Source organism: Streptomyces zaomyceticus (assembly GCF_014656215.1).
In the GTDB taxonomy this organism is placed as follows: Bacteria; Actinomycetota; Actinomycetes; order Streptomycetales; family Streptomycetaceae; genus Streptomyces; species Streptomyces zaomyceticus.
The window spans coordinates 15,322-39,768 of sequence record NZ_BNBZ01000041.1 but is presented as its reverse complement, the minus strand read 5'-3'; the positions used below and the strand labels follow the sequence as shown (position 1 = coordinate 39,768).

At 73.0% G+C, this 24,447-nt stretch carries 23 protein-coding genes and 1 tRNA gene; 6 read left to right on the top strand and 18 right to left on the bottom strand.

Annotation, left to right across the window (positions count from 1 at the left end; genetic code table 11):
• Window positions 1-17: 17 nt before the first annotated feature.
• Window positions 18-728 (top strand): class I SAM-dependent methyltransferase, encoded by a 711-nt coding sequence (locus IE311_RS33115; protein WP_189835572.1) that lies wholly within the window; start codon window positions 18-20, stop codon window positions 726-728.
• A 117-nt stretch (window positions 729-845) separates the two neighbouring features.
• Here the strand turns inward: IE311_RS33115 and IE311_RS33110 are convergent.
• The 13 genes from IE311_RS33110 to IE311_RS33050 all read right to left on the bottom strand — a co-directional run bounded on the left by IE311_RS33110 (window position 846) and on the right by IE311_RS33050 (window position 13,825).
• Window positions 846-933, bottom strand: a tRNA-Leu gene (locus tag IE311_RS33110).
• Window positions 934-1,375: 442 nt separating this feature from the next.
• The gene (locus tag IE311_RS33105) at window positions 1,376-2,380 is read right to left on the bottom strand and encodes a sugar phosphate isomerase/epimerase family protein (protein ID WP_189835571.1); all 1,005 of its coding nucleotides are present in this window, start codon (window positions 2,378-2,380) and stop codon (window positions 1,376-1,378) included.
• A 13-nt stretch (window positions 2,381-2,393) separates the two neighbouring features.
• Window positions 2,394-3,644 carry a Gfo/Idh/MocA family protein gene (locus IE311_RS33100; protein ID WP_189835570.1) on the bottom strand — a complete coding sequence of 417 codons (1,251 nt, stop codon included), beginning with the start codon at window positions 3,642-3,644 and terminating at the stop codon, window positions 2,394-2,396.
• Between the two features lie 98 nt (window positions 3,645-3,742).
• Window positions 3,743-4,789 carry a substrate-binding domain-containing protein gene (locus IE311_RS33095; RefSeq protein WP_189835569.1) on the bottom strand — a complete coding sequence of 349 codons (1,047 nt, stop codon included), beginning with the start codon at window positions 4,787-4,789 and terminating at the stop codon, window positions 3,743-3,745.
• Between the two features lie 101 nt (window positions 4,790-4,890).
• A complete protein-coding gene (locus tag IE311_RS33090) occupies window positions 4,891-5,892 on the bottom strand; it encodes an ABC transporter permease (protein ID WP_189835568.1) in 1,002 nt (333 codons plus the stop codon).
• Window positions 5,889-7,376 (bottom strand): sugar ABC transporter ATP-binding protein, encoded by a 1,488-nt coding sequence (locus IE311_RS33085; RefSeq protein ID WP_189835597.1) that lies wholly within the window; start codon window positions 7,374-7,376, stop codon window positions 5,889-5,891. Before IE311_RS33085 ends, IE311_RS33090 begins: the two co-directional genes overlap by 4 nt.
• Window positions 7,377-7,658: 282 nt before the next feature.
• Window positions 7,659-8,840, bottom strand: a complete 1,182-nt coding sequence (locus IE311_RS33080; RefSeq protein WP_189835596.1) for an ROK family transcriptional regulator — start codon at window positions 8,838-8,840, stop codon at window positions 7,659-7,661.
• 166 nt (window positions 8,841-9,006) lie between these two features.
• The gene (locus IE311_RS33075) at window positions 9,007-9,696 is read right to left on the bottom strand and encodes a class F sortase (protein WP_189835567.1); all 690 of its coding nucleotides are present in this window, start codon (window positions 9,694-9,696) and stop codon (window positions 9,007-9,009) included.
• 256 nt (window positions 9,697-9,952) lie between these two features.
• Window positions 9,953-10,534, bottom strand: a complete 582-nt coding sequence (locus tag IE311_RS33070; protein ID WP_189835566.1) for a hypothetical protein — start codon at window positions 10,532-10,534, stop codon at window positions 9,953-9,955.
• A 139-nt stretch (window positions 10,535-10,673) separates the two neighbouring features.
• Entirely contained in the window at window positions 10,674-11,630 is a 957-nt protein-coding gene (locus IE311_RS33065; protein WP_189835565.1) for a beta-ketoacyl-ACP synthase III, read from the bottom strand.
• A gap of 173 nt (window positions 11,631-11,803) precedes the next feature.
• The gene (locus IE311_RS33060) at window positions 11,804-12,187 is read right to left on the bottom strand and encodes a (2Fe-2S) ferredoxin domain-containing protein (protein WP_189835564.1); all 384 of its coding nucleotides are present in this window, start codon (window positions 12,185-12,187) and stop codon (window positions 11,804-11,806) included.
• Window positions 12,184-12,726, bottom strand: a complete 543-nt coding sequence (locus tag IE311_RS33055; RefSeq protein WP_189835563.1) for an isochorismatase family protein — start codon at window positions 12,724-12,726, stop codon at window positions 12,184-12,186. Before IE311_RS33055 ends, IE311_RS33060 begins: the two co-directional genes overlap by 4 nt.
• 25 nt (window positions 12,727-12,751) lie before the next feature.
• Window positions 12,752-13,825 carry a bile acid:sodium symporter family protein gene (locus tag IE311_RS33050; protein WP_189835562.1) on the bottom strand — a complete coding sequence of 358 codons (1,074 nt, stop codon included), beginning with the start codon at window positions 13,823-13,825 and terminating at the stop codon, window positions 12,752-12,754.
• A 115-nt stretch (window positions 13,826-13,940) separates the two neighbouring features.
• On the opposite strand from IE311_RS33050, the gene IE311_RS33045 reads away from it, so the two are divergent.
• From IE311_RS33045 to IE311_RS33035, 3 genes are all read left to right on the top strand, one after another.
• Entirely contained in the window at window positions 13,941-14,846 is a 906-nt protein-coding gene (locus IE311_RS33045) for a LysR substrate-binding domain-containing protein (RefSeq protein ID WP_189835561.1), read from the top strand.
• Window positions 14,847-15,153: 307 nt separating this feature from the next.
• Window positions 15,154-16,977, top strand: coding sequence for an AMP-dependent synthetase/ligase (locus IE311_RS33040; RefSeq protein ID WP_189835560.1), 1,824 nt, complete (start codon window positions 15,154-15,156; stop codon window positions 16,975-16,977).
• A 286-nt stretch (window positions 16,978-17,263) separates the two neighbouring features.
• Window positions 17,264-18,052 (top strand): aldo/keto reductase, encoded by a 789-nt coding sequence (locus IE311_RS33035; protein WP_189835595.1) that lies wholly within the window; start codon window positions 17,264-17,266, stop codon window positions 18,050-18,052.
• A 212-nt stretch (window positions 18,053-18,264) separates the two neighbouring features.
• On the opposite strand, the gene IE311_RS33030 is transcribed toward IE311_RS33035, so the two are convergent.
• Entirely contained in the window at window positions 18,265-19,584 is a 1,320-nt protein-coding gene (locus IE311_RS33030) for an SUKH-4 family immunity protein (protein ID WP_189835559.1), read from the bottom strand.
• A 131-nt stretch (window positions 19,585-19,715) separates the two neighbouring features.
• Here IE311_RS33030 and IE311_RS33025 point away from each other — a divergent pair, with 131 nt between their 5' ends.
• Entirely contained in the window at window positions 19,716-20,180 is a 465-nt protein-coding gene (locus tag IE311_RS33025) for an RICIN domain-containing protein (protein ID WP_189835558.1), read from the top strand.
• Between the two features lie 43 nt (window positions 20,181-20,223).
• On the opposite strand, the gene IE311_RS33020 is transcribed toward IE311_RS33025, so the two are convergent.
• Window positions 20,224-21,165, bottom strand: coding sequence for a class I SAM-dependent methyltransferase (locus IE311_RS33020; RefSeq protein WP_189835557.1), 942 nt, complete (start codon window positions 21,163-21,165; stop codon window positions 20,224-20,226).
• Between the two features lie 98 nt (window positions 21,166-21,263).
• On the bottom strand, window positions 21,264-22,196 hold the full coding sequence (locus IE311_RS33015) for an AraC family transcriptional regulator (RefSeq protein WP_189835556.1): 933 nt from the start codon (window positions 22,194-22,196) through the stop codon (window positions 21,264-21,266).
• Window positions 22,197-22,291: 95 nt separating this feature from the next.
• Between IE311_RS33015 and IE311_RS33010 the strand changes: the two genes are divergently transcribed.
• Window positions 22,292-23,227, top strand: a complete 936-nt coding sequence (locus tag IE311_RS33010; protein WP_229902324.1) for a Rossmann-fold NAD(P)-binding domain-containing protein — start codon at window positions 22,292-22,294, stop codon at window positions 23,225-23,227.
• Between the two features lie 93 nt (window positions 23,228-23,320).
• Here the strand turns inward: IE311_RS33010 and IE311_RS33005 are convergent, their stop codons facing one another.
• A complete protein-coding gene (locus IE311_RS33005; RefSeq protein ID WP_189835593.1) occupies window positions 23,321-24,055 on the bottom strand; it encodes a class I SAM-dependent methyltransferase in 735 nt (244 codons plus the stop codon).
• A gap of 53 nt (window positions 24,056-24,108) precedes the next feature.
• Window positions 24,109-24,414, bottom strand: coding sequence for a 4a-hydroxytetrahydrobiopterin dehydratase (locus IE311_RS33000; protein WP_189835555.1), 306 nt, complete (start codon window positions 24,412-24,414; stop codon window positions 24,109-24,111).
• Window positions 24,415-24,447: the final 33 nt, after the last annotated feature.

The following is a 24,447-nucleotide window of genomic DNA, read 5'->3' as shown; positions in this document are numbered from 1 at the left end:
GGCATAGGGTCGGGAGCATGTTCACCCCGCAGGGTCCCAGCCTCCGCGAGCTGACCGTCCAGGCCCTCTCCTCGGTCGAGCACGGCTACGACCTGCTCGCGGACAAGTTCGACGCAACCCCGTTCCGCACCTCGGACCGGCTCCTGACCGCGGTCACCCGCACCCTGGAGAGCCTCGGCCCCTTCGACTCGGGGCTCGACGTCTGCTGCGGCACCGGCGCCGGACTCGGCGTCCTCCGGGCGGTCTGCGCGGGCCGGGTCACCGGCGTCGACTTCAGTACGGGCATGCTGACCCGCGCCCGCGAGGCCCACCCCACCGCCGGCCTGGTCCGCGCGGACGCCCTGGCCCTGCCCTTCGCCCCGGTCTTCGACCTGGCGGTCAGCTTCGGCGCCTTCGGCCACTTCCTCCCGGAGGAACAGCGCACCCTGTTCGCCCAGGTCCACGCGTCCCTCCGCCCCGGCGGCACCTTCGCCTTCCCCGTCGCGGCCCCGCCCCCGGTCGGCTCCCGCCTCTACTGGACCCTGTGGGGCTTCGACGCCACGATGCGCGTCCGCAACGCCCTCTGGCGCCCGCCGTTCGTCATGTACTACCGCACCTTCCGCCTCGCGGACGTGCGCGGGAGCCTGGAGGAAACCGGCTTCGACGTCTCTTTGGCCCCGGTCGAAACCCTGGGCCGCCGGGACGACGGGAGCCCCCGGTGCCGGCTGGTCGTGGCGCGGAAGAGGTAGCCGGACCGCGCGGGGTCGGGCCCTCTCGACCACGCCGGCCTTGGGCCGCATGGCACCGAGGCCGTCGACGGCACAATGCGAAATGCCGGTCGATACGAGATCGACCGACATTTCCGCTGGTGTCCGAGGGGGGACTTGAACCCCCACGCCCGATAAAGGGCACTAGCACCTCAAGCTAGCGCGTCTGCCATTCCGCCACCCGGACAAGGTGTCTGTCGCATCGGGGTTTCCCTCGCGGCGACAGATGTAACTCTACCAGGGGTTCGAGGTGGCTTTCACCAGCGTTTTCCGTGGTCAGTGGGGTGGAGCCGCCTCGCAGTCCTTGATCGATTCCCCGGGGCACGACGGCGCGCACAGGATGTGTCCGCCCGTACGCGAAGGGTGCGGTGGCGTCGGGTACGGAGGCGGCGGACCCTCCGGCGGACGTCCGGCGCGGAGCGCCGCGGCCGCGTGGAGGCCTCCGGGTGGGAGCCCGGCGCCCCCCGACGCCGGCTCCGTGGATGCCACCTTGGCGACCACGACGCGGTCCGGGCCAATGCGACGGCGGAAGTCCGTCAGGTCGACGGTGAGGGCGATGCCACGTCGCGCCGCCGCCCGGTCCGGCCCGGCGGCGCGCTCGCCGCCCGGCACGGAGCTGCGGCGCCCTCTCAGTCGGCGCTCCCGAAGGCGGCGTCGAAGGAGGCCGCCGGAGGGTCGAAGTCGTACCTCTTGAGGAAGGACAGCGCCTCGGGGGCACCGGTCAGCCGGTCCATTCCGGCGTCCTCCCACTCCACGGAGACCGGCCCGGCGTAGCCGATCGACCGGAGCATCCGGAAGACGTCCTCCCAGGGCACGTCACCGTGTCCGGCCGAGACGAAGTCCCAGCCGCGCCGGGGATCGCCCCAGGGCAGATGGGAGCCGAGGCGCCCGTTGCGGCCGTCGAGCCGCTTCCGGGCCTCCTTGCAGTCGACGTGGTAGATCCGGTCGCGGAAGTCCCACAGGAAGCCGACGGGGTCGAGGTCCTGCCACACGAAGTGGCTCGGGTCGAAGTTGAGCCCGAAGGCGGGGCGCCGGTCGACGGCTTCGAGGGCCCGCTCGGTGGTCCAGTAGTCGTAGGCGATCTCACCGGGGTGCACCTCGTGGGCGAAGCGGACCCCCTCGGTGTCGAAGACGTCGAGGATCGGGTTCCAGCGTTCCGCGAAGTCCTCGAAGCCCCGCTCGACCATGCGCTCGGGCACCGGGGGGAACATCGCCACCAGATGCCAGATCGACGATCCGGTGAAGCCGACGACGGTGTCGACACCGAGCGCCGCGGCGGCCCGCGCGGTGTCCGCGAGCTCACGCGCGGCCCGCCGCCGCACCCCCTCGGCGTCGCCGTCGCCCCAGATCCGGGTCGGCACGATCGCCCGGTGGCGCTCGTCGATGGGGTGGTCGCAGACGGCCTGCCCCACCAGATGGTTGGAGATCGCCCAGCACTTCAGTCCGTACGCGTCGAGCAGTTCGCGCCTGCCCTTGACGTACGCCGGATCGGCGAGGGCCCTGTCCACTTCGAAGTGGTCTCCCCAGCAGGCGAGTTCGAGGCCGTCGTAGCCGAAATCGCGGGCGAGCCGGCAGACCTCCTCCAGGGGCAGGTCGGCCCACTGGCCGGTGAAGAGCGTGAAGGGTCGTGGCACGGTCGGGTGCCTCCTAGCTCGGTACGGGCGTGTCGACGGGGTTCCGGACCGGGGAAGGGACCGGGGAGGGGACGGGCGTGTAGACGGCGTTGCTCCGGGCGCTCTCCTCCACCGCCGCCAGGACCCGCTGGACCTGGAGGCCGTCGGCGAAGGAGGGCGTCGGGGCGGTGCGGCTCGCGACGGCGTGCACCAGGTCGCGGGCCTGGTGGACGAAGGTGTGCTCGTAGCCCAGTCCGTGGCCGGGCGGCCACCAGCCCTCCAGGTACGGGTGGTCGGGTTCGGTCACGAGGATGCGGCGGAAGCCGGCCGAGACGGCCGGTTCGGTGTGGTCGTGGAAGGACAGTTCGTTGAGCCGCTCCAGGTCGAAGGCGAGCGAGCCGTGCTCCCCGTTGAGCTCCAGCCGGAGGGCGTTCTTGCGGCCCGCGGCCATCCGGGTGGCCTCGAAGGAGGCGAGCGCGCCGGAGGCGAGACGCCCGGTGAACAGTGCCGCGTCGTCCACCGTGACCTGCCCGTACGCCCCCGATCCCGCTCCCCCGCCGAGACCGCCCGCGGCGACGCCCGCGAGCAGCGGGCGTTCGCGTACGAAGGTCTCGGTGAGCGCCGACACCCCGACCAGGTGCTCCCCCGCGAGGTACTGGGCGAGGTCGACGGCGTGGGCGCCCAGGTCTCCGAGCGCCCCGGAGCCGGCGTGCTCGCGTTCCAGCCGCCAGGTCAGGGGGAAGGCGGGGTCGACCAGCCAGTCCTGAAGGTAGGTGACCCGGACGTGCCGCAGCGCTCCGAGTCGTCCTTCCGCGACGAGCCGTCTGGCGTGGGCGAGGGCGGGCACTCGGCGGTAGTTGAAGCCGACCATGGCGATCTGACCGCGTGCGGCGGCCGCTTCGGCGGCCGCCGCCATCGTCTCGGCCTCGGCCACCGAGTTGGCGAGCGGCTTCTCGCACAGCACGTGCTTGCCGGCCTCGAGGGCGGCGACGGCGATCTCCGCATGGCTGTCGCCCGGGGTGCAGACGTCGACGAGCTGGACGTCGTCGCGGGCGATCAGGGCGCGCCAGTCGGTCTCGGCGGCGGCCCAGCCGTGCCGGCGGGCGGCGGCCCGGACGGCGGTGGCGTCCCGGCCCGCGACGGCGGCGAGGACGGGCAGCAGCGGCAGGTCGAAGACGCGGCCCGCGGTGCGCCAGCCCTGTGAGTGGGCGGCTCCCATGAACGCGTAGCCGACCATGCCGATACCGAGCGTGGGCGGTGCGACCCCGCTCTCCGTCTGTTCCATACGGTTCCTCCGTTTCGTGGTGCGGCGAGGTGCTGCTCCCCGGGGCGGACCGCCCCGTTCGGGGCCGTCCGGGTGCGGACCGCCCGGGTCCGGGCCGGTCAGCTGAAGCCGGTGGGCAGGTACTCGTCGACGTTCTCCTTGGTGACGACGGCGGAGTAGAGGGTGATCGAGGCGGGGATCTCCAGTTCGGCCATGCCGCCGACGCCCTTCTGCTGACCGAGGGCGCGGGCGAGGTCGATCGCGGAGGCGGCCATGGTCGGCGGGTAGAGGACGGTGGCCTTGAGGACGCCGGTGTCGGACTTGATGGCGTCCATGGCGGATCTGGCGCCGGCGCCGCCGACCATGAGGAAGTCCTTGCGTCCGGCCTGGGCGACGGCCCGCAGGGCGCCGACGCCCTGGTCGTCGTCGTGGTTCCAGAGGGCGTCGAACTTCGGCTGTGCCTGGAGGAGTTGGGCCATCTTGGCCTGGCCGGACTCGACGGTGAAGTCGGCGGCCTGGCGGGCGACCTTGCGGATGTTGGGGTAGTTCTTGAGGGCGTCGTCGAAGCCCTGGGTGCGCTGCTTGGTGAGTTCGAGGCTGTCCATGCCCGCGAGTTCGACGACGGTGGCGTTCGGCTTGTCCTTGAGACGTTCACCGATGAAATTGCCGGCGTTGAGGCCCATGCCGTAGTTGTCGCCGCCGATCCAGCAGCGGTAGGCCTGCGGCGAGGCGAAGATCCGGTCGAGGTTGATGACCGGGATGCCGGCCTTCATGGCCTGGAGGCCGATCTGGGTGAGGGCCTTGCCGTCGGCGGGGAGGATGACGAGGACGTCGACCTTCTTGTTGATGAGGGTCTGGACCTGGCCGATCTGGGTGGCGGTGTCGTTGGAGCCCTCGGTGATCTCCAGGGTGACCTCGGAGTACTTCTTCGCCCGGTCCTTGGCGTTCTGGTTGATGGCGTTGAGCCAGCCGTGGTCGGCCTGCGGGCCGGCGAAGCCGATGGTGACGGGGGTACCGGGCTTGTCGTCGGCGGCGGGGGCGGCGCCCGCGGCGGGTCCGGTGTTCTTGGCGTTCTTGGGCTCGTTGCTGGTACAGGCGGTGAGCAGGGCGCCGGCGGAGACGGCGGCGCCGCCGAGGAGGAGGTGTCTGCGGCTGGAGTCGGGCATGGCGGTGGATCCCTTCCGAGGGGGTGAGGGTGAAAGGGGTGGTGGCGAAGGAGGGGTGGTGGTGAAGGGGGGTGGTGGCCGGTGAGGGTGCGGGAGTCCGGTCAGCCGTCGCCGTCGCGGACGGTGCGGCGCTGGATCAGGACGGCGGCGACGATGATCGCCCCCTTGGCGATCTGCTGGACGTCGCTCTGCAGGTTGTTGAGGGCGAAGATGTTGGTGATCGTGGTGAAGACGAGAACGCCGAGGACGGAGCCGACGATGGTGCCGCGGCCACCGCTGAGGAGGGTGCCGCCGATGATGGCGGCGGCGATGGCGTCGAGCTCGTACAGGTTGCCGTTGGTGTTCTGGCCGGAGCCCGCGAGGACGACGAGCAGGAAGGCGGCGATGCCGCAGCACAGTCCGGAGAGCAGATAGAGGAAGAGGCGCTGGCGGCGTACGTCGATGCCGGCGAGGCGGGCGGCCTCGGGGTTGCCGCCGACGGCGACGGTGCGGCGGCCGAACGTGGTCCGGTTGAGCAGCAGCCAGCCGGCGGCGGTGACGGCCGCGAAGACGAGGACGAGCGGCGGGATCCCGAGGACGTAGGCGTCGGGGACGCCGAGGTCGAGGACGGACGGGACGGTGACGATCTGGGTCCTGCCGTCGGTGATCTGGAGGGCGAGACCGCGCGCCGAGGCCAGCATCGCCAGGGTGGCGATGAAGGGGACCATTCCGCCGTACGCGACGAGGACGCCGTTCACCAGGCCGCAGCCGAGTCCGACGGCGACCGCCGTGAAGAGGATGCCGGCGAAGCCGAACTCCTGGGTGGCGAGGGTGGTGGCCCAGACGGAGGCGAGGGCGACGATCGCGCCGACGGAGAGGTCGATGCCGCCGCTGGTGATGACGAAGGTCATGCCGACGGTGACGACACCGATCACGGAGGCCTGGGTCAGGACGAGTTGCAGGTTCGAGGTGGCGAGGAACTCGGCGGGCCGGGTGAGGCCGCCGACGGCGACCAGGACCGCGAGCACGCCGAGCAGGGACAGGTTGCGGACGTCGGCCCGCAGGCCGAGTGCGCGCCAACGGCCTTCCCGCGCCGACGCCTTGACCGGGGTGGTGAGCGTCATTCCGCCGGGCTCCCTTCCATCACGAGGTCGAGTACACGGTGTTCGTCGAGTTCCTGGGCGGGTGCCTCGTGGACGACCCGGCCTTCTCTGAGCACCAGGACGCGGTCGGCGAGGCCGAGGACCTCGGGGACCTCGCTGGAGACGAGGAGGACGGCGAGGCCGTCGTCGGCGAGGCCGCGGATGACGGCGTACAGCTCGGCGCGCGCCCCGACGTCGACGCCGCGGGTGGGTTCGTCGAGGAGGAGGACACGGCAGCCGCGCAGCAGCCAGCGGGCGAGGACGGCCTTCTGCTGGTTGCCGCCGGAGAGGGTGCGGACGGGGGCGTCGGGCAGGTCGGGGCGCAGCGAGAGGGTGCGGGTGGCGGTTCTGGCGGTCTCGCGTTCGGTGGCGCGGTCGATCCAGCCGGCCCGGGAGAAGCGGGCGAGGGAGGAGACGGAGACGTTGCGGGTGACGGATTCGAGGAGCAGGAGTCCCTGTGCCTTGCGTTCCTCGGGGGCGAGGCCGAGTCCGGCGGCGACGGCGGCCGGGACGCTGCCGGGGCGCAGGGGCCGTCCGTCGACGCTCACCCGGCCCGCGGTGGGCCTGCGCGCGCCGTAGACGGTCTCCAGGATCTCGGAGCGTCCGGAGCCGACGAGTCCGGCGAGGCCGACGATCTCGCCGGGGCGCAGTTCCAGGTCGAGGGCCTCGAACTCGCCTTTTCTGGCGAGCCCCTGGACACGGAGGACGGGTTCGCCGGCCGGTGGGCGGGTGGGCCGTTCGGGGAAGACGTACGGGACGTCCCGGCCGGTCATGAGGGCGACGACCTCGCGGGTCGGGGTGGTCGCGGCGGGCAGTCCGCGGGCGACGGCCCGGCCGTCCTTGAGGACGGTGACACGGTCGCCGATGCGGCGGATCTCCTCCAGGCGGTGGGAGATGTAGACGACGGCGACGCCGTCGGTGGTGAGGTCGGCGACGATCCGGAAGAGGTTGGCGACCTCGTCGGGGTCGAGGGCGGCGGACGGCTCGTCCATGACGATCAGGCGGACGTCGTGGGAGAGGGCGCGGGCCATGGAGACGATCTGCCGCTGGGCGGCGGAGAGCGCGCCGACGCGGCGGGTGGGGTCGATCTCGGGGTGGCCGAGGCGTTTCAGGAGGGTGGCGGTGGTGTCCCTGGCGGCCCGGCCGCGGACGAAGCCGGCGGTGGTGGGTTCGTGGCCGAGGTGGACGTTCTCGGCGACGGAGAGGCCTTCGACGAGGTCGAGTTCCTGGTAGATGGTGGCGATGCCGAGGCGGACGGCGGCGCTCGGGGAGCGGAGCCGTACGGGTTCGCCGTTCCAGGTGATGGCGCCCCGGTCGGGCTGGTGGGCTCCGGCGAGGACCTTGATCAGGGTGGACTTGCCGGCGCCGTTCTGGCCGAGGAGGCAGTGGACCTCGCCGGGCGCGACGTCCAGGTCGACGCCGTCGAGGGCGCGGACGCCGGGGAAGGACTTGGTGATTCCGGACATCGTGAGCAGGGGTGGGTGTTCTTCGGGCATGGCGGGGATCCCCTCGGCGAAGAGCCGTCCGGCGGGTGCGGGGTGCCGTTCGGTGGTGTGGGTGGCGCCTGGGCGAGTGGGTGCGGGGTGCCGCCCGGCGGTGTGGGTGCGGGGAGACGGTGCGGTGGTGCGGGGTGACGCCCCGGCACGTGGGTGCGGGGGACGGTGCAGTGGTGCGGGAGGGGGACGGAGCTACCGGGTATGGGGAGGTGGGCACGGACCACCGGTGCGGCGGGTGGGCCGGCGGGGCCGTTACGCCGGGGAGAAGAGGTGGTCGCTGATGAGCCGGGCCGCGCCGGTGACGCCGGCGGTCTGGCCCAGTTCGCCGAGGACGATGGGCAGATTGCGGGTGGCCAGGGGCAGCGACTGCCGGTAGACCTGGGTGCGGACACTGGCGAGGAGGTGGTGACCGAGGCCGGTGACACCGCCTCCGATCACCACCAGACCGGGGTTGAAGAAGCTGACGAGTCCGGCGATGACCTGCCCGACCCGGTTGCCGCCCGCACGGATGAGGGCGAGCGAGGTGGCGTCGCCCGCGGCGGCGGCCGCCGCGACGTCGACGGCGGTGAGGTGTCCGGCCGCCGCGAGCCGGGCGGCCAGCTCCTCCGACCTGCCGCCGCGAGCCGCGTCCTCGGCGTCGCGGGCCAGGGCGGCGCCGCTGAAGTGGGCTTCCAGGCAGCCGTTGTTGCCGCAGGCGCAGGGGCGGCCGTCGGGCTCGACCTGGATGTGCCCGATGTCGCCGGCGCTGCCCGTCGTGCCGCGGTGGACGTTCCCGCCGACGACGATGCCGCAGCCGATCCCGGTGCCGATCTTGACGCAGAGGAAGTCGCCGACGGAACGGGCGACACCGGCGTGCTGTTCCCCCATGGCCATGAGGTTCACGTCGTTGTCGACCATGACGGGGCAGCCGAGTTCCTGGCTGAGCGCCTCCCGTACGGGGAAGCCGTCCCAGCCGGGCATGATCGGCGGCGCGACGGGGACGCCCTCGGGGAAGCGGACGGGTCCGGGGACTCCGACGCCGGCGCCGTCGAAGCCTTCGGCGAGTCCCGTGGAGCGGAGTTTCGCCGCCATCGACAGGGCCTGCTCGAAGACGGCGACGGGGCCCTCACGGACGTCCATGGGGTGGTTGAGGTGCCCGAGCACCTCCAACTCGGCGTTGGTGACGGCGACATCGATGGAGGTGGCGCCGATGTCGATACCGAGGAAGCGGAGTTCGGGCGCGAGCCTGATGTTGTGCGAGCGACGGCCGCCCCGGGAGGCGGCGAGGCCGTCGGCGACGACGAGACCGGTCTCCAGGAGCCGGTCGACCTCGACGGCGAGCTTGGAGCGGGAGAGATCGATCCGATCTCCCAGCTGGGCGCGGGAGTTGGGCCCTCCGTCGCGCAACAGCCTGAGGAGTCGTGCCTGATGCCGGTTGGCAGGTCGCGCCGTCATGCGTCTCACGCGCCCCTCCCTCTCGTACGCGCTGTCTTCGGGCTTTCGAGGGGAACGTAGCAGCGGTGTTCCGGGCTGGGAAGAAGTTGAGCATGAATCACCCCCGACTTCTTCCCGGTTGGGGACAAAGAGGGGGTCGGTGAGGGAGAAGGGGCCGGTCGGGCGGTCAGCGGACCTCGACCAGGCGGGCGGAGACCACCACGTTGCCCGTGTAGCCGTTCTCCTCGGTGAACGTGCCGCCGCAGGTGATCAGCCGCAGTTCGGGCGCCCCGGAGTCGCCGTAGACCCGGTCGGCGGGGAAGTCCTCCTTGGGGACGACCTCGACCCCGTACACGGCGAACACGGCGGTCCGGCCGTCGCGGCGTGCCAGCTCCACGCGGTGGCCCTTGGCGAGGGAGCCGAGGTCGTAGAAGACGGCCGGGCCGCCTGGGGTGTCGACATGTCCGACGACGACGGCCGTACCGCGCTCCCCGGGGGTGACCGCGCCGGTGAACCAGCCCGCGAGCCGGTCGTCCTCGGGCGGCGGGGCCTCGATCCAGCCGTCGGCGTCGAGACCGACCTCCCTGACGGGCGCGTCGATGCGCACGGCGGGGACACGGACGCGGACCGGCGCCGACGGGGGCAGCGGATCGGGTACGGGCACGGGCCCGAGCCCGGCCAGGGCCCGGGTGCTGTCGGGGGCCGCGGCGGAGAGCGGCTGCGGCGGTCCGGTGGCGGTCAGCTCCTCCGCACCCCCGCGTACGAGGTGGACGCCGACGAGGAGGACGACGGCGACGAGGCCCCAGGCACCGTGCCGCCCCGCACCGTCGGACCGGCCCGACCGGTTCGTACGTCCCGTGCCGTCCGGGGGTCGCACGTCCCCCGACGGTGCCGCTCCGTTCGTTCGTCCCCTCACGTCGGACCGCCCCACGTACGCCCTCCTGCCGTTCACGGCCGCACCGCGCCGCCGTGTTCACGTCCGTACGGCCCGCCCTGTACGGCGCGCCCGGTGGCGTCCGCGCACGGGCGCCCGCCGTGAGGCACCGCCGCGCCGTGTGATGTGGCGCCCCTCCGTCCCGGACCTCGTCACACCGGGGCGGAGGGGCCGTCTCTGACCCCCCGGAACCCGCCCGTCAGGCGCGGCCGCCGGCGTCGCGGCGTCGGGTCAGCACGACGGCGGCGCCGAGCGCCCCGGCGATGAGCAGGACACCCGTGACCACCTCGGCGACGCCGAGGCCCTCGCTGTCCGCGCCGGAGGCCGCGGCGGTTCCGTATCCGGCCTTCACGCCCTTGTGGGCTCCCGTGGCCGTGCCCTCGTCGTGCCCGCCCGTGTTGCCGCCGGTGTTCCCGCCCGTGCCGCCCGTGCCGCCCTGGGCGACGGTGAGCGTGGTGGTGCCGCGCTCGCCCTTGCAGTCGAAGGTGATCTCGTACTGGGCTCCGGCCTTGGCGTCGAGATCGACGGTCGCGGTGCCCGAACGGCCCTCGTTGAGGGTGATGGTGTCGAACACGCCCGAGGTGACCGTCACCGACGGCTCCTCGCAGCCGTCGGACGTCAGCGTGACGGTGCCACCGGGGGCGATGGTCGTGGGAGTGACGGAGAAGCCGAACGACGTGATGCCGTGGTTCTCGTCCTCCCCCGCCAGGGCCGTCGGCGCGACCACGATCACGGCAGCGGCGCTCAGCAGGGCGACGGAAGCGGCACGTATCGCGCGCATGACGGTCCTCCACATCACGGGAGGGCTCGGCCACGGAGCGATTCCGTACCCGGAAGGCGAAGACCCTCACCGCGATCGAAGCTAGGTCCGCCCACGGCGCGCCGCCACCGGGCTCCGCCGAACGGGGCACGGCCGCGCGCTACGGGACCCGGACGACCTGACCCGCGTACGAAAGGTTTCCGCCGAATCCGAAGAGCAGGACCGGGGCTCCGGAGGGAAGCTCTCCGCGTTCGACCAGCTTGGCGAGGGCCAGCGGGATCGAGGCGGCGGAGGTGTTGCCCGATTCGACGACGTCGCGGGCGACGATCGCGTTGACGGCACCGATCTTCGCGGCGAGCGGCTCGATGATCCGCAGGTTGGCCTGGTGCAGGACCACGCCCGCGAGTTCCTCGGGGGCGATGCCGGACCGCTCGCAGGTCCGGCGGGCGAGGGCGGGCAGCTGCTGGGTCGCCCAGCGGTAGACGCTCTGGCCCTCCTGCGCGAAGCGGGGCGGGGTGCCCTCGATCCGGACGGCGTGGCCCATCTCCGGGACCGAGCCCCACAGGACCGGGCCGATGCCGGGCGCGGCCCCCGCCTCCTCCTCGTCCACGGCCTCGACGATCGCGGCACCCGCGCCGTCGCCGACGAGGACACAGGTGGTGCGGTCGGTCCAGTCGGCCACGGCGCTCATCTTGTCGGCGCCGATCACCAGCGCGCGGCGGGAGCCGCCGGCCCGTACCGCGTGGTCGGCGGTGGCCAGGGCGTGGGTGAACCCGGCGCACACCACGTTGAGGTCCATCGTGGCGGGCGAGGTCATCCCGAGGCGGGCGGCGACGCGGGCGGCCGTATTGGGCGACCGGTCGATGGCCGTGGAGGTCGCGACGAGGACGAGGTCGATGTCGTCGGGGGTGAGCCCGGCGGCGGCCAGTGCCTTGCCCGCCGCGTGTGCGGCGAGTTCGTCGACGGGTTCGTCGGGGCCCCCGATGTGCCGGGTGCGGATACCGACCCGGCTGGTGATCCACGCGTCGTCGGTGTCGACCAACTCCGCGAGGTCGTGGTTGGTGAGCACCTTGGCGGGCTGGTAGTGCCCGAGCGCGGCAATGCGAGTGCCCGTCATCCCGGGACCCCCTCGGTGGTTCGATCGTCCGGCAGGATTTCCCAGTCTTGCCAGCGACTGATGGGTAACAGGTGACGTAAACCACCAAGATTCACCCGTACCCCTTGGCCGACCGTGACAAGGACCCGGGCGTGGCACGGCCTCCGCGGTGCCGGGCGGCACCCCGGGCGCGGTCAGTTCTTCGGCGGATCGATCATCTGGAGGGCGAGGGTGGCCGGGACCGGGGCGATCCCGGGGCCGCCGGCTGCCGTCCAGGCGAGGATGTCGTCGAGGGCGTCCTCGTCCAGGGCGAAGGCGACCCAGGCGGCCCGTCCGCCCCGCCGCCGGCCCTCGGTGGAGGGCTGGACGACGACGATGTTGGCCTGGGCGCAGGGCCCGAGGCAGTCGCTCGTACGGACGGCGAGACGGCCGCCGGAGGCCGCGGCGGCCTCCCGGAGACGGGCGAGCTGCCCGGCGTGGTCGGTGCCGGGGTTCTTGCGGGCGTCGCCGCAGCAGCAGCCCCGGCAGACGACGAGGGAGCAGGGGCGGGCCCCGTAACGTATCGGGACCCGGGTCACTCGGGCCCGTCCAGGGTGATCGCGGAGACGGCGGCGACGGTGCCGAGGCGCGGGAAGTCGAGCTCGACGGTGGCGCGGTGCTCGGCGTCGGTGAGCGCGGACATGGCGTCCTCGGCGAAGACGAGCTCGTAGCCGAGGTCGCAGGCGGCGCGGGCGGTGGACTCGACGCCGAGGTTGGTGGCGATGCCGCCGAGGACCAGGGTGGTGGCGCCGAGCGCGGAGAGCAGTTCGTGGAGTCCGGTGTCCTGGAAGGCGCCGATGGTGCGCTTGACGACGACGGGCTCGCCGTCGTCGACGAGGTCGGGCACGAGTTCGCTGCCGGGCGGCTGGGTCGCGATGTTCGGCCGCTCGACCCGGATGTGGACGACGGGGGCGCCGGCTGTCCGGAAGGTGTCGGCGAGCCGTGCGGCGGCGGCGAGGACGTCGGTGCCGGGGCGCGGGGCGAGGGGCAGCGCGACGATGCGTTCCATCAGGTCGACGAGGACGAGCGCGGTGCGGCGGGGATCGAGAGCCGTGCGGCCGGGATCGTGGGCGGTCATGGGAGCACCGTAGCGGCCCCGATGATCATCGGGGGGCGGCCATGGGTGTGATCCGGCCTACGGAGGGGGCACCACCCGTCCCACCCGTCCCCCCGGGTTCCGTTCCGTCGTGCGCGCGGCGCTTCGCGAGGACCGCGCACACCATCAGCTGCATCTGGTGGAAGAGCATCAGCGGGAGCACGGCGAGCGAGGCCTGCGGGCCGAAGAGGACGCTGGCCATCGGCAGCCCGGCGGCGAGGCTCTTCTTCGAGCCGGCGAACTGGATGGCGATCCGGTCGGCCCGGTCGAAGCCGAGACGGCGGGATCCGTACCAGGTCAGGGTGAGCATCGCCGCGAGCAGGACGGCTTCGACGGCGAGCAGCAGGCCGAGCCGGGCCGGGGTCACGAGGTGCCAGATGCCGGCGACCATGCCCTGGCTGAAGGCGGTGTAGACGACGAGGAGGATCGATCCCCGGTCGACGTACCCGAGGACCTTCTTGTGGCGGACGAGGAAGCCGCCGACCCAGCGGCGCAGGAACTGTCCGGCGAGGAACGGCACCAGGAGCTGGAGCACGATCTCGAGGAGGGCGTCGGCGGAGAGGCCGCCCGCGCTGTTGCCGAGGAGCAGGGCCGCGAGCAGGGGGGTCAGGACGATCCCGGCGAGGGAGGAGAAGGATCCGGCGCAGATGGCGGCGGGGACGTTGCCGCGGGCGATCGAGGTGAAGGCGATGGAGGACTGGATGGTGGACGGCACCAGACAGAGGAAGAGGAACCCGCTGTAGAGCTGAGGGGTGAGCACGGTGGGGACGAGGCCCCGGGCCGCGAGTCCGAGGAGGGGGAAGAGCAGGAAGGTGCTGCCGAGGACGGTGAGGTGGAGCCGCCAGTGCTTGAGGCCGTCGAGGGCCTCGCGGGTGGAGAGGCGGGCCCCGTAGAGGAAGAAGAGGAAGGCCACGGCCCCGGTCGCCGCGCCTTCAGCGACATGGGCCGCGGCTCCGGAGGCGGGGAGGAGCGCGGCGAGGCCGACCGTGCCGAGCAGGGCCAGGACGTACCCGTCGACGGGCAGCCAGGACGGCAGCCGGAGGGCGCGGCGCGGGATGCGGGCGGGTGTACGGGCGGTCATGGGCTCCACTGCAATGCACGGCGGGGGTGGTCGGCGAGGGGTGTGTCGCGTCTGTCCATCCTGGCCCAGCGGGCGGTGATCGGAAATCCCGTACAGAGCTCTGACTGTCATCACGATGCGCGATGAGCGCGGCCGCGGGCGGTACGGTCGTCGTGTGTACGAGCCCACGCAGCTGCGCACCTTCCTCGCCGTGGCCCAGACGCTGAGCTTCACGCGGGCCGCGGAGCGTCTCGGGCTGCGCCAGTCGACCGTCAGCCAGCACGTGCGACGTCTGGAGGAGGCGACCGGCCGGCCGCTGTTCGCCCGGGACACGCACCGGGTGGCGCTGACGGAGGACGGCGAGGCGATGCTCGGCTTCGCGCGCACGATCCTGCAGGCGCACGAGCGGGCGGTGGCGTTCTTCGGCGGGACCCGGCTGCGGGGGCGGCTGCGCTTCGGCGCGTCGGAGGACTTCGTGACGACCCGGCTGCCGGAGATCCTGGAGTCGTTCCGCCGTGAGCATCCGGAGGTGGATCTGGAGCTGACGGTCGAGCTGTCGGGCACGCTCCAGGCCCGGCTCGCCGCGGGCCGGCTCGATCTGATCCTGGCGAAGCGGCGCGGTGGGGAGAGCGAGGGCCGGCTCGTGTGGGAGGACTCCCTGATCTGGATCGGGGCGCCGGGTCTTCGGCTGGATCCGGACCGTCCGGTGCCGCTCATCCTCTACCCGCCGCCGGGGATCACCCGGGCACGGGCCCTGGAGGCCCTGGAGGCGCAGGGCCGGGCATGGCGGATCGCGTGCACGAGTTCCAGCCTGAGCGCGAACGTGGCGGCGGCCCGTGCGGGGCTGGGCGTGATGGCGCACACGAGGGGGCTGGTGCCGCCGGGTCTGGTGCCGGTCCCGGCGCGTGCGGGGCTGCCGGAGCTCGGGGAGGTGGGCTTCGTCCTGCGTGCGGGGCGGCGGGGCGGGGCGGTGCAGGAGGCCGCGGACGCGCTGGCGGAGGCGATTCTGGCGGGCGGCGACCGCTTGCACCGCCCCGGCTGAGCGGGCCCGCCGCGGAGCTCGCGGAGGCCGCCGACGTGCAGGTGCGGTGGCCCGTGGCGTGGCGGAGCGTGAGCAGTCGGTACAGATTCCGTGGAGATTGGCGTCCACCGGGCGTACCGAGCGGTCGGTAACGACCCCGGGGAACCGGTTACTTGGCTGCCTCACCGGCCCTGACCTGTGAGAACACGGAATGTCCCGGCTTGGTGAAGGCCCTCCCGCCGGGCAGTCGGGTGGGGTACCGTCACCCGCGCCGTACGGAGCGCTACAACGAGCTTTTCCAGCCATCGAGCCGTCGAGGAGCAGGTCAGTGCGCGAGTTCACCGTGCCGCCCGTCGAGGCGGCGCCTCAGGTCGGCGGTCTGGCGGACCCCCTGTTCGAGCGTGCCCTGGCCGAGCCGGACCGGATCACGTTCGGCCGGAAGGCTCCGGACGGGGAGTGGCGGGACGTGACGGCCGCGCGGTTCCGGGACGAGGTCCTGGGCCTCGCGAAGGGCCTGATCGCGGAGGGCGTGCGGTTCGGCGACCGGGTCGCGATCATGTCCCGTACCCGCTACGAGTGGACGCTCTTCGACTTCGCGCTGTGGTCGATCGGCGCGCAGCCCGTGCCGATCTATCCGACCTCCTCCGCCGAGCAGGTCTTCTGGATGCTGCACGACTCCGAGGTCACGGCGTGCGTGGTGGAGCACGAGGACCACGCGATGACGATCGGCTCGGTGGTCGACCGGCTGCCCCGGCTCCAGCGCCTGTGGCAGCTGGACGCGGGCGCGGTGGCCGAGCTGACGGCGGCGGGGTCGGACATCGACCCGGACGTGGTGCACCGGCACCGGCGGGCGGTGACCCCGGAGACGGTGGCGACGGTCATCTACACCTCGGGGACGACCGGTCGCCCCAAGGGCTGCGTGATCACCCACTCCAACTTCATGTTCGAGACGGACATGCTGGTGGGCCGCTGGGAGTCGGTGTTCCGTTCCCGGCCGGGGGAAGAGGCCTCGACGCTGCTGTTCCTGCCGCTCGCGCACGTCTTCGGGCGGATGGTGGAGGTGGCGGCGGTCCGCAGCGGGGTGAAGCTGGGGCACCAACCGGTGATGGCGGCCGCGGAGCTGATCCCGGACCTCGCCGCCTTCCGGCCGAGTTTCGTCCTGGCCGTTCCGTACGTCTTCGAGAAGGTCTTCAACGCGGCACGGCGCAAGGCGGAGCGGGAGGGGAAGACAGGTCCGTTCGACAAGGCCGTGGACGTGGCGGTCGCCTACGCGGAGGCGCTGGAGCACAAGGCCTTCGGTACCGGCCCGGGCCCTTCCGCGGCGCTGCGCGTACAGCACCAGTTCTTCGAGAAGACGGTGTACGCGAAGGTCCGCGCGGCCCTCGGCGGGCGGCTCCGGCACGCGATGTCGGGCGGTTCCGCGATGGACCGCCGGCAGGGGCTGTTCTTCGCCGGAGCGGGGGTCACGGTCTACGAGGGGTACGGCCTGACCGAGTCCTCGGCCGCGGCGACCGCGAACCCGCCGGAACGGACGAGGTACGGCACGGTGGGTCAGCCGGTGCCGGGGACGACGGTGCACATCGCGGAGGACGGCGAGGTGTGGCTGCACGGCGGACAGGTCTTCTCCGGGTATCTCAACGCCCCCGAGGCGACCGCAGCCGTGCTGAACGACGGCTGGCTGGCCACCGGGGACCTGGGCTCCCTCGACGCGGACGGCTATCTGACGATCACCGGGCGGAAGAAGGAGATCCTGGTGACCTCGGGCGGCAAGAGCGTCGCCCCGACGGGCCTCGAGGAGCGGGTGCGGGCGCATCCGCTGATCGCCCAGTGCATCGTCGTCGGCAACGACCGTCCGTACATCGCCGCGCTGGTCACCATCGACCAGGAGGCGGTGGAGCACTGGCTGGCGATGCAGGGACGGGCGCCGCTCGGTCCGGCGGAGCTGGTGCGCGATCCGTCCCTGGAGACCGAGATCCGACGCGGGGTGGTGGCGGCGAACACGCTGGTCTCGCAGGCCGAGTCGATCCGTACGTTCCGGATCCTGGCGCATCCGTTCAGCGAGGAGCACGGGCTGCTCACGCCCTCCCTGAAGCTGAAGCGAAAGGCGATCGAGCGGGCGTACGCGGCGGAGGTCGCGGCGCTGTACGGCTGAGACGGCGGCGCGGTACGGGCGAGGGCGCGGTGTCGTACGGCTGAGACGGCGGCGCGGTACGGGCCGGCGCGGGGCCGAGGCGTGGTGCGGGCCTGGAACGGCCCGGATCGGAAGGATCCGGTGGTCCGGATGCGGAATGCCGGGCGGCCCGTGATCGTTGACGCTGGGAGTACTCCGTACGGCCTCCGGGGCGTACGGCCGTCACGAACCGCGACAACGTAAGGATCCACCCGACGTGAGCACGGACAGCAAGGTTCCCTCGGTCACCCTGAACAACGGCGTCCGGATGCCGCAGCTGGGCTTCGGTGTCTGGCAGGTGCCGGACGACGAGGCGGCGGCGGCCGTGGGGACCGCCCTGGAGGCCGGCTACCGCTCGATCGACACCGCCGCGATCTACGGGAACGAAGAGGGGACGGGCCGTGCCGTCGCCGCGTCCGGGATCGCCCGCGAGGACCTGTTCGTCACCACCAAGGTGTGGAACAGCGAGCACGGCCTCGACTCGACGCTGAAGGCCTTCGACGCCTCGCTCGACAAGCTGGGTCTCGACTACGTCGACCTGTACCTCATCCACTGGCCGGTGCCCTCGAAGGACGCCTACGTCGACACGTACCGTGCCCTCGAGAAGATCCACGCCGAGGGTCGCGCCAAGGCGATCGGCGTCTCGAACTTCCTTCCGGAACACCTGGAGCGACTGATCGGCGAGACCGCGGTCGTGCCCGCCGTCAACCAGATCGAGCTCCACCCGCAGCTCGCCCAGCAGGAGTCCCGCGAGACGCACGCACGGCACGGCATCGCGACCGAGGCGTGGTCGCCGCTCGGCTCGGGCAAGGGGCTCCTGGAGGTCCCGGCGATCGTGGCGATCGGCCGCAAGCACGGGCGGACCCCGGCCCAGGTCGTGCTGCGCTGGCACCTCCAGCTGGGGAACGTGGTGATCCCGAAGTCGGTCACCCCGTCCCGTATCCAGGAGAACATCGACGTGTTCGGCTTCGAGCTGGACGCGGAGGACCTGGCCGCGATCGCCGCGCTCGACGAGAACCGCCGGCTGGGCCCGAACCCGGCGGAGTTCGGCGCCTGAAGGCGACAGACCCTCCCGCGCCGCGCCGCCTCCACGGCGCGGCGCGGCGCCGGCCGTCTGCTCGGCCTCGGTGACCGTCGACGCCGCGCCCGGTGACGGCCCGCTCGGTGGCTCTCGGCGCCGGCCGTCTGCTCGGCCTCGGTGACCGTCGACGCCGCGCCCGGTGACGGCCCGCTCGGTGGCTCTCGGCGCCGGGCACGGTGACGGACGGATCAGTACCCGTACACCCCGAGCTCGGTGACGGAGGCGAAGAGGTGCTCCCAGGCCTCGGCGCCGGGTGCCCCCTCGGCCAACGCCTCCGCGTCGACGGTCTCCATCGCCCGGAGGAAGGCCTTCACGCCCTCCTCCCCCGGATACGGGTCCCAGCAGACGCCCATGTGGACGCGTACGCCCTCCAGGAAGCGGACGAAGGCCTCCAGGTCGCGCACGAGGGGGAACACCGCGTCACCGCCCGGGCCGTGGCTGCCGTCGGGCTGACGCAGTCCGACCGCGCCCGTCACGGGGTCGACGAAGACCTCGCCCGGGTCGCAGTGTCCGAGGTCGAAGGCGCCCACGCGCAACAGACCCTCGGGGCCGGGGCCCAGCGGTTCTCCGGCCGACGCGAAGGACGTGATCCCGGCGGCCCAGTGGCGGGGCAGGCCGATCTCCGTGAGCAGGGTCCGGGTGGGCTCGTGGGTGAGGACGTCGGGGACCTCGGCGGCGGTGAGCCGCACGACCCCGGAGGGTCCGAAGACCCGGTCGAGACGGGCCGCGGTGAGCGGTCCGCCGACGTTCCTCGTCCCCGGGCGGAACCAGGGTGCGCCGTCCGCCGGTGTCATGCCCTCGGGGTCGGTGCCTCCCGCCGGCCAGTCGGCCAGGGCGGTGTCGTTCTGCTCGACGACGGCCACGCCGCGGGCGTCGAGGAAGACATAGCGGCCGCCCTCCAGCGCGATCGGCTCCTCCCACCCGTACGGCACGTGCAGCGCCCGGCCGGCACTCTCCGTGTCGAACAGCCAGGAGCCGTCGGGGTCCGGCTCCTCGTACGGCTCCGCCGCGTCCTCGTCCGGGGCTGCCCGGGGCCGGCCCGAGGCCAGGTCGAACCAGGTGTCCGCGCACCACAGCGCCCACACCTTGAGGAGCTGTCCTTCCTCGGTCTCGTACACCTCGGCGGAGCGGTCGCCGCTGAGGTTCGGCTCCGCCTCGTACGCGCCGACCGGCCGCCACCACGCCCACACCGTGCGCCACGGCAGTCCGGGCTCGGCGGCGGCCACCCGCTCGGCGTACTCCCGGTGTCCCAGGACCGTCGCCGCGAAGTGCAGCCACGACGCGAACTCGGCGGTGGTGACCGGGGCCGCCCCGAACACGGCCTCGGCCTGGGTGAACACCTCGCGTCCCACCGAGCCGGTCCCGCCGGGCAGGACGTCGGGCAGGGCGCCGACGCGGGCGCGGAGTTCGGCGCGGTCGTGGCACAGGACGCGGGCCGGGTCGTCGAGCAGGGCGGGGAGTTCGGCAACGGCGACGGGGACGGTCTCGGGAACGGGATCGATGATCATCGGGTCATGGTGCCAGCCGTGTGCGCGGGCTCGGGCGGCGGCACGGTCCGTCGTCGGTCGGCGGCGTTGTCGTACCCGGGACGTAGAGTCGATGACGCCCAACAGACGTGTGGAACGAAGGAGTCGGTACGGTGAGTGGTTCTCCGGGACCTGTCGAGGAGGGCCTCTACCGGGTGCGGAACGTGGCCAGCGGGCTGCTGCTGGAGGTGTACGAGGGGTCCGGCCGCAGCGGCGCCAACGTGCAGCAGGGCACCGGGAACGGAACGCCGGGACAGCACTGGCACATCACGCCCGTGCCGAACGGCGGCGGGCTCTACCACCTGGTCAACGCCGCCAGCGGCAAGCGGCTCGACGTCGCCAACGCCTCCACGGAGAACGGCGCCAACATCCAGCAGTGGAAGGCGAACAACTTCGGCGCGCAGGAGTGGATCATCGAGCAGGACCTCCAGTCGCCCGGGACGGTGGCTCTGGTGAGCTTCATCAGCGGGCTGTTCCTGGAGGTCGCCGACGGTTCGACGGCCGACGGCGGCAACGTACGGCAGTGGGAGGACACCGACTCCCCGTTCCAGTGGTGGCGGTTGGAGCCGGTGTCCTGACACCGGGTGCGGGTGCGGGTTCCGGCTGCCCGGTGCCGGTCCGTCAGCCCTTGCGGGCGGTGTGGACGGTGCGGGCCGTCAGATGGAACAGGTCGGTGCGGTGGTGCAGGGACAGCTCGTCGGACGGGTCGAGGAGCCGGTCGACCATCGCCAGGTCGTCCGCTTCCAGCAGATCGCCGAAGCCCTCCCTGACCCGCTCGTAGTGGGCCAGGGCCAGCTTCCGTACGACCGGGGACACCGGCGCGGGCACATCGGTGAGGAAGGTGCGGGTGCCGGCGGGGGTGAGCCCGGCGCCGGCGAGGAGCGTACGCCAGTCGTCCGGCTCGTCCTTGAAGCCGGGGAGGCCGACGCGCATCTCGGCGAACCGGTCCGCGTGGGCCGCGTCGAGGCGCGCTTCGAGGCCCGGCCGGCCGAAGCCGAGGTGCGAGGGCAGGTGCCGGGTGGGCAGACCGCCCTCGACGAGGACCATCAGGCCGCCGGGGTTCAGCAGGCCGGCGAACTCGACGAGCGCGGCTCGCTGGTCGCCGATGTGGTGGAGGGAGTTGCCCGCCCAGATCAGGTCGGCCCGCCCCAGGGTGTCGATGGCTTCGGGGAGTTCGGCGTGGAGGGTGGAGACCCGGGCGGCGAGGCCGCGTGACTCGGCGCGTTCGCGGGCGCGGGCGAGGAGTTCGGGGCTGCCGTCGACGGCGACCGCCTCGGCGGCCGGGAAGGCCTCGGCGAGCACGCTCGTCACGACGCCCGGGCCGCTGCCGACGTCGAGGATGCGGCGGACGCCCTGCGCCGGGGCGAGCGTGTCGAGCCAGGCGGCGGCGTCCGCGTAGGCGGGACTCGCGATCTCGGCCTGCTGCTCGAGGAGCGGGCCGATGCTGTTCCAGTCCAGAGGGGTGCTGTCGTGATCGTGGCCGTGGGTGTGGCTGTGGGTGTGCCGGTGGCCGTGCCCCTCGCCGTGCGGGTGGTCGTGGTGCGATGCGCTGTGCTGACTCATGGGACCAGCGTGCGGCGCGTCGGCCCGAAGCGCGAGAAAGGTTGCCGGTTCGGCAAGAAAATCGATCCTTTGTTGCTCAGATCGTCATACCCGGCTCGTCACACCGCTGCGCGGTGTTCCTGCGGGCTGACGCCCCGCACCCGCTTGAACGCGGCACTGAGCGCGAAGGCGCCGCTGTAGCCGACCTGGCGGGCGACCGACTCGACGGTGACGTCGGTCTCGCGCAGCAGGTCGGCGGCGAGCGCGAGCCGCCAGCCCGTGAGGTACGCCATCGGGGGCTCTCCGACGAGTTCGGCGAAGCGGCGGGCGAGCGCGGCCCGGGACACGCCCGCCTTCGCGGCGAGCGAGGCGACGGTCCAGGGGTGGGCGGGGTCGTTCTGGAGCAGCCGCAGCGCCCGGCCGACCACCGGGTCGCCCATCGCCCGGTACCAGGCGGGAGCCTCGGCGCCGGGCCGGGAGAACCAGGCCCGGACTCCGGTGATCAGCATCAGATCGAGGACCCGGTCGAGGACGGCGGTCTGACCGGGTTCGTCGCGGGCGATCTCCTCGCCGAGGAAGGGCGTCAGGGGGCAGTTCCACTCCTCGGCGGCCAGGTGCAGCAGCCCCGGCAGGGCGTCGAGCAGCCGGCGGCCGACCTCGCCGTCCATCCGGTAGGTGCCGACGAGCAGGGTGGTGCCGCCGTCGGGGGCGTTGCCCCAGGTGCGGACGCCGAGCCGCATGGTCTCGGCGAGCGGCTCACCGGAGAGGGTGGTGCAGGCGCCTTCGGGGCCGATCACGGCGCGGGGCGGGGCGTCGGGGGTGTCGGCGACGGTGTACGGCTCCGGACCGCGGGCGATCGCGATGTCCCCCGGCCGCAGCAGGACGGGCTCGCCCCTGTCGGGGACGATCCAGGCCTCGCCCTCGGTGACGCACATCAGACAGATCGGCGCGCCGTCCTCGATGCGCACGGACCACGGCGGTTCCATGATCATGCGGAGCAGGAAGGCGCCCCGGGCGCGGGGTCCGTCGAGGAGTCCGGCGAGTGCGTCCATGAGTCGCAAGGGTAGGCCGCCGGGTGAGACGGACGCACAGGGACGTGAGACTGCGGAACATGGGCGGCGGACGCCGTGGGCGGGAGTCTTGAGACATGACGACGCAGACGAACAACTCGCAGACGGACAACACGCGGACGAACGACCGGCAGGCGGACGAGCGGCGGACGAACGACAGCGCCGGCGCGCGGAACGCGGCGGCCCGGCGGAGCCCGGCGACCGTCCTGGTGACGAGCGCCACCGGCAAGACCGGGCGGCGCGTGGCCGAGCGGCTGGCGGCGCGCGGGGTGACGGTCCGCGCCGGGTCCCGCAGCGGTGCGACCCCCTTCGACTGGGAGGCCCCGGAGACCTGGGCCCCGGCGCTGCGGGGCGCGGACGCCGCGTACCTGGCCTACTACCCGGACCTCGCCGCCCCCGGCGCGGCCGAGGCGATGCGGACCTTCGGCCGGCTGGCCGCTTCGAGCGGGGTACGGCGGCTGACGCTGCTGTCCGGGCGCGGGGAGCCCGAGGCCGTCGTGGCGGAGGAGGCCCTGCGGGCGGCGGCCGGAGGAGTGGAACTGACGGTCGTACGGGCCGCGTTCTTCGCGCAGAACTTCTCGGAGGGGCTCCTGGCGGAGGGGGTCGCCGAGGGCGCGGTCGTCTTCCCGGCGGGTGACACGGCGGAGCCGTTCGTCGATGTGGACGACATCGCGGACGTCGTCGTCGAGACGCTGACGGCGGACGGTCACGCGGGGCGGGTGCACGAGCTGACGGGGCCTCGGCCGGTGGGCTTCGCCGAGGTGGCGGCGGACATCGCGCGGGCCTCGGGCCGTCCGGTGGTCTACCGGGCGGTGTCGGAGGCGGACTACGCCGAGCTCCTCACCGGCTTCGGACTGCCGGCCCCGGAGGCGGCCTGGCTGGCGTCCCTGTTCACGACGCTTCTCGACGGTCACAACGCCTCGGCGACGGACGGGGTCAAGCGGGTCCTGGGGCGGGAGCCGCGCTCCTTCACCGCGTTCGCGGACGCGACCTGGGCGACCGGAAGGGCCTGAGGACAGGACCTCGGCGTGCGCCGGGGCCCCAGGGGGTGTCGTAGGGCGGGGTCCGGGCGACCGGAAGGGGCCGAGGACGGTGTCTCGGCGCGCTCAGCCCCTGCGGACGAAGCAGGCGAGCCGGTAGCGGGGGTCGTCGCGGGGACGGTCCTGGTCCGGGAGGCCGGCGAGGGCGCCGGCGAGCGACTCGACGGCCGTCGGGTCGCCGGGGAGCCACGAGGCGAAGTACCCGGCGCGCAGTTTCCGTTGGGTGTCGCGCGGGGTGGCTCCCTGGCCGTGTCCCGTGAAGTGGGTGCCGGGGGCGGGTTCGAGTCCGTGGGCGGCGGCGTGCCGGGTGATCAGGTCCGCGCGGTCGGAGGCCGCGGCGGCGGAACGGTACGGGCGGAGGATCTCGTCGATGTCGCTGCCGACGTCGTGGGCCGCGTCCTTGTCGACGGTGGCGATCAGGACGCCGCCGGGTCGCAGGACACGGGCCGCCTCGGCGACGATCTCCGCCGCGAAGGGCACGAGGTGCAGGAGCCAGATCGCTCCGACCGCGTCGAGGGAGGCGTCGGGCAGCGGCAGCCGTCGGGCGTCGGCGCGGACGACCCGGCCGGGGACGCGTCCGTCGGCGACCCGCAGCATGGCGTGCGCGGCGTCGGCCCCGTACACCCGGAGTCCGGGCCGGGTGAGACGTCCGGTGACGAGCCCGGTGCCGCAGGCCAGATCGAGCAGCGTCCGGGCGCCGGGTGGCACGAGCCGCAGTACGGCCTCGGCCGCCGCGGAGGCCCGGGGCACCCCGCCCCGGGTCCGGTCGTAGTGCGCTGCCTCGGCCTCGTAGTCGAGCACGGTCTTCGCCATGCCGATGATCGTACGAGGAGTCGCGGAGGGAGCCGAATGGGTCAGTGGGCGCCGTGCCCCGGGGCGATCCCCTCGACGCGCTCGGCGAGTTCGAAGTCCTTCTCGGTGACGGTGCCACCGGCGGAGTGGGTGTTCACGGACAGGGCGACGGTGTTGTAACCGAGGGTCAGATCCGAGTGGTGGTCGAGCTCCTGCTGGATCCGGGCCACATGGACGACGAGCGCGGTCGCCGCGAAGTGGTCGCCGAGCCGGTACTCGCGGCGGAGACGGTCGTCTCCGACGGACCATCCGGGGAGCTCCCGCAGACGGTCCTCGATCTCCTTCTGCGACAGCGGCTGTGTGGACACGCGGTGCTCCCTCCGGTCGGGTGGCGCGGGTGA